The 16,106-nt window shown below is 65.1% G+C and carries 13 protein-coding genes and 1 pseudogene; 7 read left to right on the forward strand and 7 right to left on the reverse strand.

Annotated elements, in window-relative coordinates; genetic code table 11:
* Positions 1 to 10 precede the first annotated feature (10 nt).
* The gene (locus tag AC3ZI9_RS15595; protein WP_444554819.1) at positions 11 to 1,399 is read right to left on the reverse strand and encodes an NAD-dependent malic enzyme; all 1,389 of its coding nucleotides are present in this window, start codon (positions 1,397 to 1,399) and stop codon (positions 11 to 13) included.
* A 259-nt stretch (positions 1,400 to 1,658) separates the two neighbouring features.
* Between AC3ZI9_RS15595 and AC3ZI9_RS15600 the strand changes: the two genes are divergently transcribed.
* A complete protein-coding gene (locus AC3ZI9_RS15600; protein WP_444554820.1) occupies positions 1,659 to 2,423 on the forward strand; it encodes an IclR family transcriptional regulator in 765 nt (254 codons plus the stop codon).
* 520 nt (positions 2,424 to 2,943) lie between these two features.
* Here the strand turns inward: AC3ZI9_RS15600 and AC3ZI9_RS15605 are convergent.
* From AC3ZI9_RS15605 to uraD, 4 genes and pseudogenes are all read right to left on the reverse strand, one after another.
* Positions 2,944 to 4,419 (reverse strand): annotated as a pseudogene (locus AC3ZI9_RS15605) (nucleobase:cation symporter-2 family protein); the annotation flags it as partial.
* A gap of 73 nt (positions 4,420 to 4,492) precedes the next feature.
* On the reverse strand, positions 4,493 to 5,413 hold the full coding sequence (pucL, locus tag AC3ZI9_RS15610; RefSeq protein WP_444561116.1) for a factor-independent urate hydroxylase: 921 nt from the start codon (positions 5,411 to 5,413) through the stop codon (positions 4,493 to 4,495).
* A gap of 2 nt (positions 5,414 to 5,415) precedes the next feature.
* Positions 5,416 to 5,772, reverse strand: a complete 357-nt coding sequence (gene uraH, locus AC3ZI9_RS15615; RefSeq protein ID WP_444554822.1) for a hydroxyisourate hydrolase — start codon at positions 5,770 to 5,772, stop codon at positions 5,416 to 5,418.
* 68 nt (positions 5,773 to 5,840) lie between these two features.
* Positions 5,841 to 6,338, reverse strand: a complete 498-nt coding sequence (uraD, locus tag AC3ZI9_RS15620) for a 2-oxo-4-hydroxy-4-carboxy-5-ureidoimidazoline decarboxylase (RefSeq protein WP_444554823.1) — start codon at positions 6,336 to 6,338, stop codon at positions 5,841 to 5,843.
* A gap of 338 nt (positions 6,339 to 6,676) precedes the next feature.
* On the opposite strand from uraD, the gene AC3ZI9_RS15625 reads away from it, so the two are divergent.
* On the forward strand, positions 6,677 to 6,877 hold the full coding sequence (locus AC3ZI9_RS15625) for a hypothetical protein (RefSeq protein ID WP_444554824.1): 201 nt from the start codon (positions 6,677 to 6,679) through the stop codon (positions 6,875 to 6,877).
* A 342-nt stretch (positions 6,878 to 7,219) separates the two neighbouring features.
* Here the strand turns inward: AC3ZI9_RS15625 and aceE are convergent, their stop codons facing one another.
* The gene (gene aceE / locus AC3ZI9_RS15630; protein ID WP_444561115.1) at positions 7,220 to 9,907 is read right to left on the reverse strand and encodes a pyruvate dehydrogenase (acetyl-transferring), homodimeric type; all 2,688 of its coding nucleotides are present in this window, start codon (positions 9,905 to 9,907) and stop codon (positions 7,220 to 7,222) included.
* A 208-nt stretch (positions 9,908 to 10,115) separates the two neighbouring features.
* Between aceE and AC3ZI9_RS15635 the strand changes: the two genes are divergently transcribed.
* The 4 genes from AC3ZI9_RS15635 to AC3ZI9_RS15650 are packed head-to-tail and all read left to right on the forward strand — an operon-like array spanning position 10,116 to position 13,684.
* Positions 10,116 to 11,210, forward strand: a complete 1,095-nt coding sequence (locus AC3ZI9_RS15635) for a beta propeller repeat protein (RefSeq protein ID WP_444554826.1) — start codon at positions 10,116 to 10,118, stop codon at positions 11,208 to 11,210.
* 5 nt (positions 11,211 to 11,215) lie between these two features.
* Positions 11,216 to 11,503: a MoaD/ThiS family protein gene (locus AC3ZI9_RS15640; protein ID WP_444554827.1), complete on the forward strand. Its 288-nt coding sequence runs from the start codon at positions 11,216 to 11,218 to the stop codon at positions 11,501 to 11,503.
* Positions 11,504 to 11,561: 58 nt separating this feature from the next.
* The gene (locus tag AC3ZI9_RS15645; protein WP_444554828.1) at positions 11,562 to 12,689 is read left to right on the forward strand and encodes a tellurite resistance/C4-dicarboxylate transporter family protein; all 1,128 of its coding nucleotides are present in this window, start codon (positions 11,562 to 11,564) and stop codon (positions 12,687 to 12,689) included.
* Positions 12,686 to 13,684 carry a pirin family protein gene (locus AC3ZI9_RS15650; RefSeq protein WP_444554829.1) on the forward strand — a complete coding sequence of 333 codons (999 nt, stop codon included), beginning with the start codon at positions 12,686 to 12,688 and terminating at the stop codon, positions 13,682 to 13,684. The genes AC3ZI9_RS15645 and AC3ZI9_RS15650 overlap by 4 nt, the downstream gene beginning before the upstream one ends.
* A 26-nt stretch (positions 13,685 to 13,710) precedes the next feature.
* Here AC3ZI9_RS15650 and dnaB read toward each other — a convergent pair whose 3' ends face one another.
* The gene (dnaB, locus tag AC3ZI9_RS15655) at positions 13,711 to 15,042 is read right to left on the reverse strand and encodes a replicative DNA helicase (RefSeq protein WP_444554832.1); all 1,332 of its coding nucleotides are present in this window, start codon (positions 15,040 to 15,042) and stop codon (positions 13,711 to 13,713) included.
* A gap of 565 nt (positions 15,043 to 15,607) precedes the next feature.
* Between dnaB and AC3ZI9_RS15660 the strand changes: the two genes are divergently transcribed.
* A complete protein-coding gene (locus AC3ZI9_RS15660; protein WP_444554830.1) occupies positions 15,608 to 16,030 on the forward strand; it encodes a DUF1801 domain-containing protein in 423 nt (140 codons plus the stop codon).
* Positions 16,031 to 16,106 lie beyond the last annotated feature (76 nt).

Below are 16,106 nucleotides of genomic sequence, written 5' to 3' on the forward strand. Positions count from 1 at the left end.
GATGATCCTCCTACTTGCTGCCGCGTGCTGCGGCGACTACGGCGTCGGCCACGTCTCCGGCGACGTGCGGGTCGAACACGCTGGGAATGATGAATCCGGAGTTCAGCTCGTTGTCGTCCACCCGCGCGGCGATCGCGTCGGCTGCGGCAACCAGCATTTCCGGGATGATATCAACCGCGTGGGCGTCGAGCAGGCCACGGAAGAAGCCCGGGAACGCCAGCACGTTGTTGATTTGGTTCGGGTAGTCACTGCGGCCGGTGGCCACCACTGCTGCGTGGCGGCCAGCAACGACCGGGTCGACCTCGGGGTCGGGGTTGGCCATGGCAAAGACGATCGCGCCGTCGTTCATGGACTCGATGTGCTTCTCCTCGAGGATATTGGGGGCGGAGACACCGATGAAGACATCGGTGCCGACCATGGCCTCGTGGAGGGTGCCGCTGAAGTTCTCCGGGTTGGTGTTCTCCGCCAACCAGGCGCGGTGGGAATCGCTGTGTTCGGTGTTGCGGTCGATGGCACCATTGCGGCCACAGGCAATGACGTTCTTCGCCCCACGGGCCAGCAGCAGCTGGACGATGGCGTTGCCCGCAGCGCCGACACCCGAGACGACGATGCGCACGTCCTCGATCTTCTTGTCCACCACACGCAGCGCATTCTGCAGGGCCGCCAGGGTGACGATGGCCGTCCCGTGCTGGTCATCGTGGAAGACCGGGATGTCCAGTTCCTCCCGCAGGCGGGCCTCGATCTCGAAACAGCGCGGTGCGGCGATGTCCTCGAGGTTCACGCCCCCGTAGACCGGGGCAAGGGCCTTGACGATGCTGACGATTTCATCCGTGTCCTGGGTATCCAGGCAAACCGGCCAGGCATCGACGTCGGCGAACTGCTTGAAGAGGGCCGCCTTGCCCTCCATGACCGGCAGGGACGCCTCGGGGCCGATGTTGCCCAGCCCCAACACCGCGGAGCCGTCGGTGACCACGGCGATGGTGTTGCGCTTGATCGTCAGGTTGCGTGCCTTGGAGCGGTCGTCGGCGATGGCCTGGCAGACGCGGGCGACGCCGGGGGTGTAGGCACGGGAGAGGTCATCGCGGTTGCGCAGGGCCACCTTGGGAACCACTTCGAGCTTGCCGCCCAGGTGCATCAGGAACGTGCGGTCGCTGACGTTGCGGACCGTGACGTTCTCGAGGTCGTCCAGTGCCTCGCGGATGCGTTCGCCGTGCTCGGCGTCCGTGGTGTTGCAGCTGACGTCGATCACCATGATGCTGTGGGTTGATTCAGTGACATCCAGCGCCGTGATCGCACCGCCTGCAGCACTGACGGCTGCGGCAAGATCGCTCGTGGCCGTGAAGCTGGCCGGTGCCTCGACCCTCAGGGTCATTGAATATCCGGGGCTGGGATTCGCCATGAATTCCTCCTACTAGAACTGATGGTCGGTCTGCTTTTGCAGTACCTGCCATAAAAAACATTTCCGTATAGTGGATAATATTATTTGTACTACGGAAAATCAAGGTCAGCGTACAGATTCGTTCCTCGAACGCTGGATGAACTTTCTCGGCTAACGGAAAAAGTTTTCCCACTTCAAGTACTCTGGATCAAAACGCCGCTCCATATCCGGCCAGACCGTGCGGCATCCCCGGCCGGCGACCACGTTTCAAGGAGAAACCATGCCCACCAAACCAGCCACCGGTGTCCAATCAGTGGAGCGCGCCTTCGATTTGCTAGAACTCATCGCCCGGGCCGGCGGGGAATGCACCCTGAGTGAGTTGGCGGCCGAAACCCCGATGCCGCTGCCGACGATCCACCGGCTGCTGCGCACGCTGGTGGGCATCGGGCATGTCCGCCAGCTGCCCAACCGCCGCTACGCGCTGGGCCCGCGCCTGATCAGGTTGGGCGAGGTCGCCAACCGCCAACTGGGCTCGGTCGCGGCGCCGCTGTTGAAGACGCTCGTCAACGAGCTGGGCGAATCGGCGAACCTCTCGGTGCTCGACGGCGACATGATCACCTACATCAATCAGGTCCCCTCCCCGCACAGCGTGCGGATGTTCACCGAGGTGGGCCGCCGGGCCAACCTCCACGACACCGGGGCCGGCAAGGCGATCCTCTCGGTCATGGATACCGAGCGCGTCGACCGCCTGGTCGGCCAGGCCGGCATGCCGACCCCCACGCCCCACAGCATCGGGACGTTAAAGGAACTCCACGCCGAGCTCGACCGCATCCGCAAGGCGGGCTATTCGATCGACGAGGAGGAGCAGGAGTTGGGAGTGCGTTGCTTCGCCATGGCCGTTCCGGGCGCCCCGACCCCGATGGCCGTTTCCATTTCCGGCCCGACCACCCGTGTCGATCGTGATTTCGGTGATCGCGCCGTTCCTGCCCTGCAGCGGGTGGCCGATGCCATCGCCACTGCCTTGCGCGGCTCCAACGGCTCCTAGGCCCACGGCACCGGCTGCGGGCCCGGCTGCGGGCCCGGCTGCGGGCCCGGCTGCGGGCCCGGCTGCGGGCCCGGCTGCGGGCCCGGGCTTCCCGCCTCGAGGCCCGGGGCCCGCAGCCGGTCAGCCAGGGCCCGCGCACTGCGACTGCGCCACCACGGCAGGATGATCCGGGGTTACAGAGCCGCATCGGACAAAGAACAGCCCGCCTTCACCAGGTTTCCCTGGTGAAGGCGGGCTGTTCTCATTCGTGGGGCGGCGGGGCCGGACCCTAGGCCCTATGGGCCCCGTGTTCCGAGGAACCCGTCTCGCCCTCGTCCTGCTCGTGGAGGGCGTCGGCACGTAGTTCCTGGCCAGCAGCCTCGGGCTGCGCGGCAGTGGCTTCCGTGGCACCGTTCTCACGCACGGCCTTGACGTTCTCGGCTTGGCGCTTGACCTCCTCCGGCTCCATGCCCTCGGGCAGGGCCGCAGGGATGCCTTCGGCCTCACAGGCCTTCACATGCTCGGCCATGACCACGGTGTACTCATCGACGCTGACCACCGGGATCTCGTCGCCGTCCACCGAGATCAGCTTGCCGGATTCGTAGTGGTCCCCGTCCTGCAGGCTGTGCACCTGGTCCTCACGGACCATACGCGGCGGGGACGCAGCGAACACCGAGGCGTTCTTGGAAGGATTACCCAGCTTGAGCTCGTTGAACAGGATGTTCAACAGCACGGCCATCAGGGCTGCGGAGCTGATGCCGGAATCCAGGATCGTGGCCAGCCAGGTGGGGAAGGCATCGTAGAAGTCGCCCTTGACCACGGGGATCAAGCCGAAGGCCAGCGACGCGGAGACGATGATCATGTTCATCCCCTTGTCGTAGTTGACCTTCGACAAGGTACGGATGCCGCTGGCTGCCACCGTGCCGAAGAGCACGATGCCGGCGCCGCCGAGTACGGGAAGCGGGATGGCTGCCACCACGCGCCCCAGGATGGGCAGCAGGCCCAGGACCACCAGGATGCCGCCGCCGGCAGTGACCACGAAGCGGCTCTTGATGCCGGTGATGGCGACCAGCCCGACGTTCTGGGCGAAGGCACTCTGCGTGAACGTGTTGAAGAACGGTGCGACGAAGCTGGAGATCATATCGGCGCGCAGGCCGTCTCCGATGCGCTTGGAGTCGACACGCGTCTTGGCGATTTCGCCGACGGCCAGGATGTCTGCCGTGGTTTCGGTCAGGATCACCAGCACCACGATCGTCATGGAGATGATGCCACCGATTTCGAAGACCGGCATGCCGAAGGCCAACGGCTTGGGGATCTCGAAGATGGGGCCGTCTCCGACCGTGGCGAAGTCGGCAATGCCGACCGCCCAGGCCACCAGGGTCCCGATGACGATGGCCAACAGGATCGACAGGCGTGAGATCGCGGCATTGCCGACCTTGCTCAACAGGAGCACGATGAGCAGCGTCAACGCGGCCAAGCCGATATTGGCCAGGGAGCCGTAGTCGTCCGTCGTATCGTCGCCACCCATGGACCAGTTCGCCGCCACCGGGGTGAGCGAAAGGCCGATCATGGTGATGACCACACCGGTGACCACCGGCGGGAAGAATCTGATGATGCGGGCAAAGAACGGTGCCACAAGGAAACCGATGGCCGCGGCGACCATGACGGCCCCGAAGACCGCTTGGATGCCACCATCACCCTTGACGATGGTGACCAGCGTCGCGACGGACGCGAAGGACGTGCCCTAGACCAGCGGCAACTGGGCGCCGAAGAAGGGGACGCCGACCGTTTGCAGGATCGTGGCCAGACCGCCGATGAACAAGCAGGATGCGACCAGCAGGGCCAGATCGGTGCTGTCCATGCCCGCGGCCGCGCCGATGATCAGTGGCGGAGCAATGATGCCGCCATACATGGTGAGCACATGCTGCAAGCCATAGGCGAGGGTGCGCCCCAGTGGTAGCTTCTCGTCTTCCGGACGGGCTACTGCTGTGGCGTTTCGATGTTGCTTGGCTTTCACGGCTGACCTCCTTGTGCACTTCCGTGAGGGCCGGGCGCCCGCAATGCTGCGGGCGCCCGGCGTGTACTACCGCTTAGCAGAAGCCTGCGGCATTTTCCCAGATCGGGTGCGTGGGCGAAACGCCTTCACGCTGGATGGTTGCTTCAATGAGGCCGTACGGGCGATCCGCCGCGAAGAAGACCTCGTTGGGGTTGTCCTGGCCGAACGGCGACAGGTCCACCAGGAAGTGGTGGCTGTTCGGCAGCGAGAAACGGATTTCCTCGATCTCGGGATGCGTCTCGAGAACCAGGCGGCCCATTTCGTACATCGTCTGCTGCAGGGCCATCGAGTGGGTCTCGGCGAAGGCCTTGAGCAGCAATTCACGCACGGAGGCGTAGATGCCGTTGAAATCGGTGTCCTCCGAGGTCGAAGCCTCGGTGTTGTAGCGCCACCGGGTGTTGACATCCGTGGCGAGAACGCGCTCGGAGGTCTCCTTCAAGGTCGTGTACTTGTCGACCGGGAAGCCGCGGAACTCGCTGCCCGTGGACTTGAGCACGGTCAGTCCGGAGATGCCGGCCAGGATGCTCTTCTGTCCGTCGGCGATCTCCAGGATCGCCGTGCGGACCTCGCTCATGTTGCGCGAGAAGGAGTGGTCGTGGTCCTGGATGCGGTCCCAGAAGTACTGTTCCGCGGCCCAGCGCCCACCGGTCACCCAATCGAACTCGGAGACGAAGTGGTCACCGAGACGCTTGATGAACTTCTCCGGGGACCCGACTCCGTCACGGGCGAAGCCATAGACGGTGTTCTTCTGCGTGTCGGTGGGGACGACGTGGCCGTTGTCTCCCTCGGTGTGCGCGGCTTCGAAGTCGCCGTGCAACTGCGAGGAGACGTTGAGGTCCTCGATCTCGTGGCGGGCGGTGTCGCGGGTGATCTTGACCAGGCGGACCTCGGCCTTGCCGTATTGATTCTTTGCCAGGACGATCTTGGTGCTGGGCTTAGAAGCGGTGGTAGACATGTCTAGCTCCCTCGGTATGTCGAATATGCAAACGGGCTGATAAGAAGAGGTACGTGGTAGTGCTGGCCTTCGTCGGCGATGACGAATCCCAGCGCGACCTCGGGGAAGAAGGTTTCCGTTCCCGTCTTCCCGAAGTAGGCCCCGGTATCAAAAGTGATTCGGTATTGCCCTACTTCAACCGCGACCGGCCCGAGGTTGTTGATCCGACCATCCTGGTCGGTGCTTCCTGAGCCGATTTCTTGCCAGCCGGACGCCTGCTTGGCTTCCAGCGTGGCCTTGACACCGGAGGCGGGCCTCCCGGTCCCGGTGTCGAGAATGTGGGTAGTGATGTGACTGCGTTCGGACGCTGCTGCGCTCATCGAATTGCTCCTTGGGATGGGTCGCTGGGTGCGGGGGCGGGCCAAAGACGGGGGCCCGGCGCCGATGCTTAGGTGGTGGCGAAGAGTCCGCGGAGACGCAACAGTGCGATCTCGCGCAATTGCACGGCGACCTCGGCACTCTCGGCCTCCTCGGAGTTCGCCTGGCGGCGTTCCAACTCGGCCAGGATCTCTTCCGCGCTGCGACCTGCAGCACGGATGAGGAACACCCGGCCGAACTTCTGCTCGTACTCCTTGTTTCCCTCCAGGATCCTGCGTGCCGTTTCCGACTCCGCATCCACCGCTGATTGTTCGTCCCGGCTGAGCGTGGCTTCGGCCGACTGGCCCTTGGCCTTCTCCCCGATGCGGGGGTGATGCGCCAAGGCGGCATCTACTTCACCGGCACTGAAGGGGGTGGCCTCCGCTTCGGCGCGGGCGAGGAGGTCCTCGACCCCGGCATACGGCCGGTTGTCGACGACGCCCTGGATCCAGCGGTCGATGTCTGCGCAGGGGCGCAACGTGGCAACGGCCTGCTCGGCAGTGGCATTGTTGAATTCCTGGAGATCCATTGGTGTCAGCTCTTTCACAGTCAGACTGCTTCCACCTTGGCGCTGAACACCCTTACCGTCGAGGGTTGGCCCTCAAGTTGACTCGATGTTTCTGTATGGTGGAATTTTTATTTCGTTATCTACTGTAACCCCGCTCACATATCGATTGTCAAGACGCAGGGCGGATCATTCTTCACCCCTTCCGCCCGCCGGCGGCTTGACCTGGGCGCAGAACTTGCCGCGCCATTCGAAAAAATCCCAGCACCCCTTGCCAGACCATCAAATCGAGTCCATACTTATTCCATATCCCAAAATAGTTTTTCCGACTACCGGAAAACGAGCATATCGAGGAGGACCGCATGACCACAGATCAGGATCGCCGGGACGACACCGGGCACCAGCCGCGGGTCAGCCACTCGACGCCACGCCCCTGCACCGAGCCCTTCTACGCCGTCGGAGGCCTCGACCCCGACTTCGCCCCGCCGCTGCACACCCCCAGCAAGCCGGGCCTCTTCTCCCGGCTGGGCGCCAGCTGGCGCCGCGCCACCACCACCCGCTAGGCGTTCACGGGCAGGACCGGGCAGAGGACCGGCCCCCAACGGAACCGGAGCGGCACAGACGATTATTCGGACAGCGAAGCGCTGGCCGGGGAGCACTCGACCCCGACCAGCGCTTTATTGCGTCCAGGGCACGGGCCCCGGCAGCATGCGGCGGGGCCCAGCGGGCAGCGGCGATGAGCCTTCGCACCCTCCTCCGTCGGCGGCCCCCTTCACGAGGGACACGGACCCGCCACCAGGACACTCGCCCGACGCCAGCCGCCCGTCTCGCCGCGCCGCCGCCCACGCCCCACACATGACACCGCCGCCCGCCCCCAAGGGGACGGGCGGCGGTGCTGACGGTCTCTATTCGGCGTTCTGGTCGAAGCCGTAGCGCTCGTGGGCCTGGCGGGCGACCGAGGCATCGATCTCCCCGCGGCGCGCCAGCATCTGCAGCGTGCGCACCACGACCGATTGTGCGTCGATCCCGAAGAAGCGCCGAGCCGCGGGACGGGTGTCCGAGAAGCCGAAGCCATCGGCCCCCAGCGTCGCGAAGTCGTTCGGGACGAACTGTCGGATCTGGTCCGGAACCTGACTGGCATAGTCGCTCACGGCGACCACCGGCCCCTGGGCCTCGGCGAGCTTCTCGGTGACGTAGGCCTGCCGCGCCTCGTTTTCGGGGTGGAGGAAGGAATCACGTTCGGCGGCGACGCCGTCGCGACGCAGTTCGTTCCAGCTGGTCACCGACCAGACATCGGCGGAGACGCCCCACTCCTCGGCGAGGAGCTGCTGGGCCTCCAGGGCCCACGGCACCGAGACGCCCGAAGCCAGCACCTGGGCCTTCGGGCCCGCGGTTTGGGAGGGCGATAGGAGGTAGATGCCCCGCAGGACCCCCTCGACGTCCAAGCCCTCGGGCTCGGCAGGCTGCGCAATCGCCTCGTTGTAGACAGTGAGGTAATACATGACGTTGGGGTCTTCGTGCTCGCCCCCGTACATGCGCTCCAGGCCGTCCCTGATGATGTGCCCGATCTCGTAGCCGTAGGCCGGATCGTAGGTGACCACTGCCGGGTTGGTGGAAGCCAGGATCGGGGAGTGCCCGTCGGCGTGCTGTAGGCCCTCGCCGGTCAGCGTGGTCCGCCCGGCGGTGGCTCCGATGATGAACCCGCGGGCCATCTGGTCACCGGCAGCCCAGAAGGCGTCGCCGGTGCGCTGGAAACCAAACATCGAGTAGAACACGTAGACGGGGATCAACGGTTCGCCATGCGTGGCGTAGGAGGTCCCTGCCGCGGTGAAGGCAGCCACCGCGCCGGCCTCGTTGATGCCCGGATGGATCAACTGGCCTTGCGGGGATTCCTTATAGGCCAGCACCAGATCCCGGTCCACGGACAGGTATTCCTGCCCGCCGGGGTTGTAGATCTTCGCGGTCGGGAAGAAGGCATCCATGCCGAAGGTCCGGGACTCGTCGGGGACGATCGGGACCACCCGGTTGCCGAACTTCTTATCGCGCATGAGGTCCTTGAGCAGACGCACGAAGGCCATCGTGCTGGCCGCCTGCTGCTTGCCGGAACCGCGTTTGGCGACTTCGTAGGCCTTGTCCTCGGGGAGATGGACTTCTGCATGCTTGGTCCGGCGTTCGGGAACCGCCCCACCCAGGGCCGCCCGGCGATCCATCATGTACTTGATCTCCGGGGCGTCCATGCCCGGGTGGTAGTACGGCGGGGTGTACGGATCGGCTTCGAGCTGCTCATCGGTGATCGGGATCCGCAGCAGGTCGCGGAAGGCCTTCAGGTTGTCGGCCGTGAGCTTCTTCATCTGGTGGGTCGCATTGCGCCCCTCGAAGCTCGTGCCCAGGCCGTAGCCCTTGACCGTCTTGGTCAGGATGACCGTGGGCTTGCCCTTGAACTCGGTGGCGGCCTTATAGGCGGCATAGACCTTGTGGTAATCGTGACCGCCACGCTTGAGGTTCCAGATCTGGTCGTCGCTCAGATCCGCGACCATCTCCTTGGTCGCCGGGGTCTTGCCGAAGAAGTGCTCGCGCACGAATCCGCCGGATTCGGCCTTATAGGTTTGGTAGTCCCCATCGGGGGTGGTGTTCATGATGTCCACCAGGGATCCGTCGACGTCCTTCTCCAGGAGGTCGTCCCATTCGCGGCCCCAGACCACCTTGATGACGTTCCAGCCGGCACCGCGGAAGAAGGCCTCCAGCTCCTGCATGATCTTACCGTTGCCCCGCACGGGGCCATCGAGGCGCTGCAGATTGCAGTTGATCACGAACGTGAGGTTGTCCAGCTTCTCGTTGGCCGCCAGCTGCAGGAAGCCACGCGATTCCGGCTCGTCCATTTCGCCGTCGCCCAGGAACGCCCAGACGTGCTGGTCGGAGGTGTCCTTGATGCCACGGTTCTGCAGGTAGCGGTTCGACTGGGCCTGGTAGATCGCGTTCGCCGGGCCGATGCCCATGGAGACGGTGGGGAATTCCCAGAAGTCCGGCATCGAACGGGGGTGCGGGTAGGAGGGCAGGGCATGGCCCTTCTTGGACTTCTCCTGCCGGAAACCGTTGAGGTCCTCTTCGCTCAGCCGGCCTTCCATGAAGGCGCGGGCGTACATGCCGGGGGAGGCGTGGCCCTGGAAGAAGACCTGGTCGCCGCCGCCGGGGTGGTCCTTGCCACGCCAGAAGTGGTTGAACCCGACCTCGTACATCGTCGCGGCACCGGCATAGGTGGAGATGTGCCCGCCGACCCCGATGTCGGGGTGCTGGCCGCGGTGGACCATGATGGCGGCATTCCAGCGCATCCAGGCGCGGTAACGACGCTCGATCTCTTCATCGCCGGGGAACTCCGGCTCACGGTCCACCGCAATGGTGTTGACGTAATCGGTGGTCTGCGGCCGCGGAACCTCCACGCTGCGGTTGGAGGCCCGTTCCCAGAGGCTGCCCATGATGTCCGAGGCGTGCCTCGTCCCCCTGGCCTCCACCAGACCGTCGAAGGACTCCAGCCATTCGGCGGTCTCCTCCGGATCGGATCCGGCGGCGGTGGGCGAATCGTCGATGATACTCATGCATGCCTCTCTGACGTGTCCGGAACGGGTGACATTCCGCGGTCAACACCATCTAAAATAAATCTCGCCTTGTGGAAGTTTCTTCTCACAGAGCAATATCAAGTGAACGCGGTCACGGCCACGCTGTCAATCCATCAACGAAATATTGATTCTCCATCCCGGTGGAACAACTATTGCCCACGCCCTCTTCCGGTGATGCACTTCTCCCATGACCACCACCATGATTGCCATCGGAACGAAGAAGGGCCTCTGGATCGCCACAAGCGGGAACGGGCGCGACTTCACCCTGGGCGAGCCACATTTCCTGAACCAGGAAGTAGCCTCCGTCGCCATCGACAGCCGCGGCCCGCAACCGCGCATCCTCGCCGGACTCAACGACTGGCACTGGGGCCCGACCGTGGTCCATTCGGATGATTTCGGGGCCACCTGGTCCGAACCCGAAGACGGAGCCATCGCCTTTCCCGCAGATACCGGCGCCGCACTGGAGCGGGTCTGGCATCTACGTCCCGATACCCCGGAGCGGCCCGGCGTCATCTGGGCCGGCTGTGAACCGACCTCCGTCTGGAAATCCACCGATGGCGGCGAGAGCTTCGAATTGAATCGTGGCCTCTGGGACCATCCACACCGCCCCGAATGGGGAGCGGGATTCGGCGGTGCCGCCGTCCATACGATCGTCCCCCACTCCACCGACGCGGGGACCGTCCACGTGGCGATGAGCACCGGCGGGGTCTACCGCACCCACGACGGGGGCAGCACCTGGCAGGCCAGGAACCGGGGGATCTCCGCAGGGTTCCTGCCCGCCGAGGAACCGGAGTTCGGCCAGTGCGTCCACCGGATCACCGCCGATTCGACCAATCCCGACCGGCTCTACGCGCAAAACCATGGCGGCGTCTACCGCAGCGACGACGGCGGCGACCACTGGGCCGATATCGCCTCCGGCCTGCCCTCCGACTTCGGCTTCACGTTCCTGACCCACCCGCACCGTGCCGATACGGCCTGGACGCTGCCGCTGGAGGCGGACATCCAACGCATCCCACCCGGAGGCAGACTCAGCCTGTACCGCACCACCGATGCCGGTTCCACCTGGACCGAACAGCACCGCGGACTACCGGACCACGAATACAACGTCGTGCTGCGCGACGCCGCCGACGTCGACGTTCCTGACCCCGAGGGCCCCGCTTGCCTCTATCTGGGGACCCGCGGAGGCGAGGTCCACACCAGCAGTGACGAAGGTGGGAGCTTCCACCAGGTGGCCTCCCGTCTGCCCGACATCCTCAGCCTGCGCGCCGGCTCGGTGCGGTGACGGCCATGGCCCACGCCAACCTCGAGATCCCCGCGACGTTGGCCCCCCTCTGGGGCCGGCAACGCCGGGCCGTGATCGAGTACGACGCCGGAACCCGGCTGGAGGGGTTCCTGGACCTCGCAGGGCAGGGACACCCCCGATTCGCCCGGCGCTTGCGCGACGAGACCGGAGCGATCCGCCGCTACGTCAACGTGTTCATCGACGGGGAGAATGTCAGGGTCCTGGAAGGTCTGGACACGGTGGTCCCCGACGGGGCGAACGTATTGATCATCCAGTCCGTCGCCGGAGGCTGAATCCAGCGGCCAAGGATAAGCTGACAGCACCCGCCAGCAGCCCGAAGGGATCCAGACCATGCCAGCCGCACCCCTGACCTCGCCACGGCCCCCCACCCCCGGCACCACACCGGCGGGCCTCCGACGCAGATTCGCGGCGACGATCTCCGATCTCCCACCCTCGTGCTTCGCCTTCGTGATGGCCACCGGCATCGTCTCGGCGGCCCTGCTGAAGTCCGGCCGACCGGTGCCGGCGGAGATCCTGTTCTGGGTGGCGATCACGGCGCTGGTGATCCTGATCGCCGCAACACTCTGGCGCGCCATCGCCCACCCCGGGAAGTTTGCCGCGGACATCATCTCCCCGGCCAAGACCTTCGGGTTCTTCAGCTTCGTCGCCGGGCTGGACGTCCTGGGGCTGCACTACGTGATGACCGACCGGGCGGACATCGCCCTGGTCCTGGGCTGCCTGGCAGCCCTGGCCTGGCTGGTGCTGACGTACCTCATTCCCGGCGTACTGCTGCTGCGCCCGCAAGGCACCCCCGTCCTCAACGCGGCCAACGGCAGCTGGTTCCTCTGGGTCGTCGCGACCCAATCGCTGGCGTCGGCCGCCGCGGGCGTCGCCAGCGCCCATTCCAGCAACGGACTGGCAACCCTGGCGGCGGCGCTGTGGGGGGTCGGGGTGATGCTGTACATGCTGATCGGCACCCTGATCACCCTGCGGCTGATCACCCGGGCCAACCGGCCCGCCGATCTGAGCCCCACCTATTGGATCTTCATGGGGGCGACAGCCATCTCGGTATTGGCCGGTAGTGCCCTGTTGAAGCTGCCGGACAGCTTCGAGGCCATCGCCGCGACGCGCGGCTTCATCAGCGGAACCAGCTTCATCCTCTGGTCCCTGGGCCTGTGGTGGGTCCCGCTGCTCATCCTCTTCGGGATCTGGCGCCACGTCGTGCACCACCACAACATGCGCTACGAAACCGCCCTGTGGTCCATCGTCTTCCCCCTGGGGATGCTGGCCACATCGTCCATGATGTTCGGTCAGGGTCAGGGGATCGGGATCATCGACCGGATCGGCCACGTGACCGTCTGGGTCGCGGTACCGGCCTGGAGCATCGCCGTGATCCTCATGGTGGTCGCGGCGGCCCGGTGGCTGCGCACGCCGCCCGGGGAACCCACGCCGCCGGTCCAAGAACCCGGCATACCGTGAGTAACTTCGAGAAGGACCCCCCGGAAATCCTCTGCGCGGACCGTCCCACCACCGGGTCCGGAACCACCACACCCGAACTTCTGGTTCCCCGCGACGTCCCCCTGGGAGGGCCCCGAGGCATGAACGTGCGACGGACGCTCCCCCAACGCCGCCGCAGTCTCATCGGCTCCTGGTGCTTCCTTGACCACTACGGTCCCCGGGATCTGACGGACAGCCAGGGAATGAACGTTCCCCGCCACCCGCATACCGGCCTGCAAACCGTCAGTTGGCTATTCTCCGGGGAAATCGAACACCGCGATTCCACCGGAACACTGGCCGTTGTCCGCCCCGGGGAACTGAATCTCATGACGGCCGGCAGCGGCATCAGCCATTCGGAGTTCTCCACGCCCGAGACCACCATCTTGCATGGAGCCCAACTTTGGATTGCCCTACCGAATACTTCCCGCGACACCGCACCCGCGTTCGAGCACTACCGCCCCGACCCCATTTCGGGTCAGGGCTGGGTCGCCAGGGTTTTTCTCGGATCATTGCTCGGTGACAGCGCCCCCAGCGCCGTGCACCGCCCATTGGTGGGCGCCGAGCTCCGGCTCGAGGAAGGCGCCACGCTCGTCGTAGATACGGAACCGGGTTTCGAATACGGGCTCCTGCTCGACGCCGGGAGCCTCCTGGTAGATGAAACCGAGGTCCCGATGGGCCATCTGGCCTACCTCCCGCAGGGTTCGACATCGATGTCGTTGCGGGGGCTCGACGGCGGGGCCCGCCTGCTCCTCATCGGCGGGGAACCGTTGGGTGAACAAATCGTGATGTGGTGGAACTTCGTGGGGCGTTCACACCAAGAACTCGTCGACTTCCGGACCGCGTGGCAGCAGCAAATCGACCCTGAAGCCTCTCAGTGGTCGTCAGATGGCCACGATTTCGGACCCTTCCCAGCCGGGCAGCCAGCGGCTCTGCCGGCACCGGAAATGCCCAACGCCCGGCTGAAACCGCGGAGCTAGGGGGAGCGGCAACCCGCCCTTGCGGGTTAGAACCCCCCGCCGCCTTCGGTGGCCATGTTGTTGAAGCGCTGGTAATGGCCCTGGAAGGCTACGACGATGTTCTTGGTCGGACCGTTGCGGTTCTTGGCCACGATGATGTCCGCTTCGCCGGCGCGTGCGGATTCCTTGTCGTAGATATCCTCGCGGTGCAACAGGATCACCAGGTCGGCGTCCTGCTCGATCGAGCCCGACTCACGCAGATCCGAGACCATCGGCTTCTTATCGGTGCGCTGCTCGGAACCACGGTTGAGCTGCGAGAGGGCGACGACGGGAACATCGAGTTCCTTGGCCAACAGCTTCAGTGCCCGAGAGAACTCCGAGACTTCCTGCTGGCGCGATTCCACGCGTTTGCCCGAACTCATCAGCTGGAGGTAGTCCAGCACCACGAGCTTCAGGTCGTGCCGCTGCTTCAGGCGCCGGCACTTGGCCCGGATCTCCATCAGTGACATGTTCGGGGAGTCGTCGATGAACAACGGCGCCTCGTTCAACCGCCCCATGGTGGTGGCGATCTTGCCCCACTGCTCGTCCTTGATGGTGCCCTTGCGCAGATCCTGCAATCCGATGCTGGCTTCGGCCGACAGCAGACGCATGGCGATCTCGTTGCGCCCCATCTCCAGGGAGAAGACCACGGTGGTCATGTTGTTCTTGATGGATGCCGAACGGGCGATGTCCAGGGCGAAGACCGACTTGCCCACCGCGGGTCGGGCGGCCACCACGACCATCTGTCCTCCGTGGAGGCCCTGGGTCAGTTCGTCGAGTTCATAGAGGCCGGTCGGCACCCCGATCATTCCCTCGCCACGCTGGCCCGCCGATTCGATCTCGTCTACGGTGCCTTCGATGATGTCGCGGAGCGGGACGTAGTCCTCCGAGGTGCGTCGTTCGGCCACCGCGTAGATCTGGGCCTGCGCATCGTTGACGATCGCGTCGACCTCGCCGTCCTGGCTGTAGCCCATCTGCACGATCTTGGTGCCCGCTTCAACCAGCCGGCGTAATACCGCCCGTTCACGGACGATCTCCGCGTAGAACCCGGCGTTGGCCGCGGTCGGCACCGACTGGATCAGTGTGTGCAGGTAGGCGGGTCCTCCGACACGGGAGATCTCCCCGCGTTTGGTCAAGTGGTCGGACACCGTCACCGCGTCGGCGGGTTCGCCCCGGCCATAGAGGTCCACGACGGCCTCGTAGATCGCCTCATGCGCGGGCCGATAGAAATCGACGCCCCGCAGGACCTCGACACAGTCCGCGATGGCATCCTTCGAGAGCATCATGCCACCGAGCACGCTTTGCTCCGCCACGAGGTCCTGGGGCGGGGTCCGCCCCATGTCCGATGAATTCGACGACCCTGATTCGGTGTGCGTGAGCGTCACGTCCGGTTCCTTCCCTCTCAGCGCGGCGCCGGTGATGCGGCGCAGCCACGTCCCTCTAGTATCCCAGTGAATGCGACCCACCGACACAATGGTGCCGCGGGTGACGAACGGGGAATCCAGCCCGGTTGGAGCCGGGGACCCTGTCACCCTATGCCCCCGACGGGCAGAACCAAAGAGAGTTATCCACAGCCCATGTGGAGAACCTGTGGGTGACGCGGCGTGTTGTGTGCACAGTCTGGGGACGGGCTTGTGGATTACTTTTATTTTCCTTCAATAACCCTGCTCTGACTAGGCATTTTACTTGTGGATAACAACTGATGGAAGAAAACTTTTCGTCAACATTCACCCCCTACTTGCAGGTTGCCAAGCAGCACACATGTGTGCAGGCGCCACTTATCCACAAGTTGGCCATGGTTCTCCACAGACACGCCGCCAGCTGTGGGTAGCTTTGACTTTCGCGTCCTCGGGCCGGGCCGGGACATCCATTGCCGTCGCCGAATCGCACTGGCACGCTGGCACGATGTCAGCAGCGAAGACCCGACCGACAGAGGTGGATCCACGTGATTTCCTCGCTGCCATCGAGCACCCCGCGCGGCGGGACGACGCCCACGCACTTCTGTCGATGATGCAGGAAGCCAGCGGTCGGCCCGCGATGATGTGGGGAACCAGCATCGTCGGGTTCGGCTCCTACCATTACCGCTACCCCAGCGGGCGTGAAGGAGATACCCCGGCGATCGGGTGCTCTCCCCGCGCCTCCTCGCTGGCCCTCTACGGGCTGACGGACCCCCCGGCCGCGGCCGGGCTCCCGGCTGGACTCGGCAAGCACCGACTGGGCGCTTCGTGCCTCTACGTCAACAAGTTGGCCGACGTCGGGCTCGGGATCCTGCGTGAACTCATGGATACTGGACACCACCACGTGATGACCGAACTTCACCAGCCCTGAACGGGTCCGGAGCCAAGGCACGTGAAATAATGGAGGAAAGACCGTCGCCCGCGCGGCGGCCCCGAACCCCAGGAGG

The organism is Arthrobacter sp. AOP36-F1-5 (genome assembly GCF_058137995.1).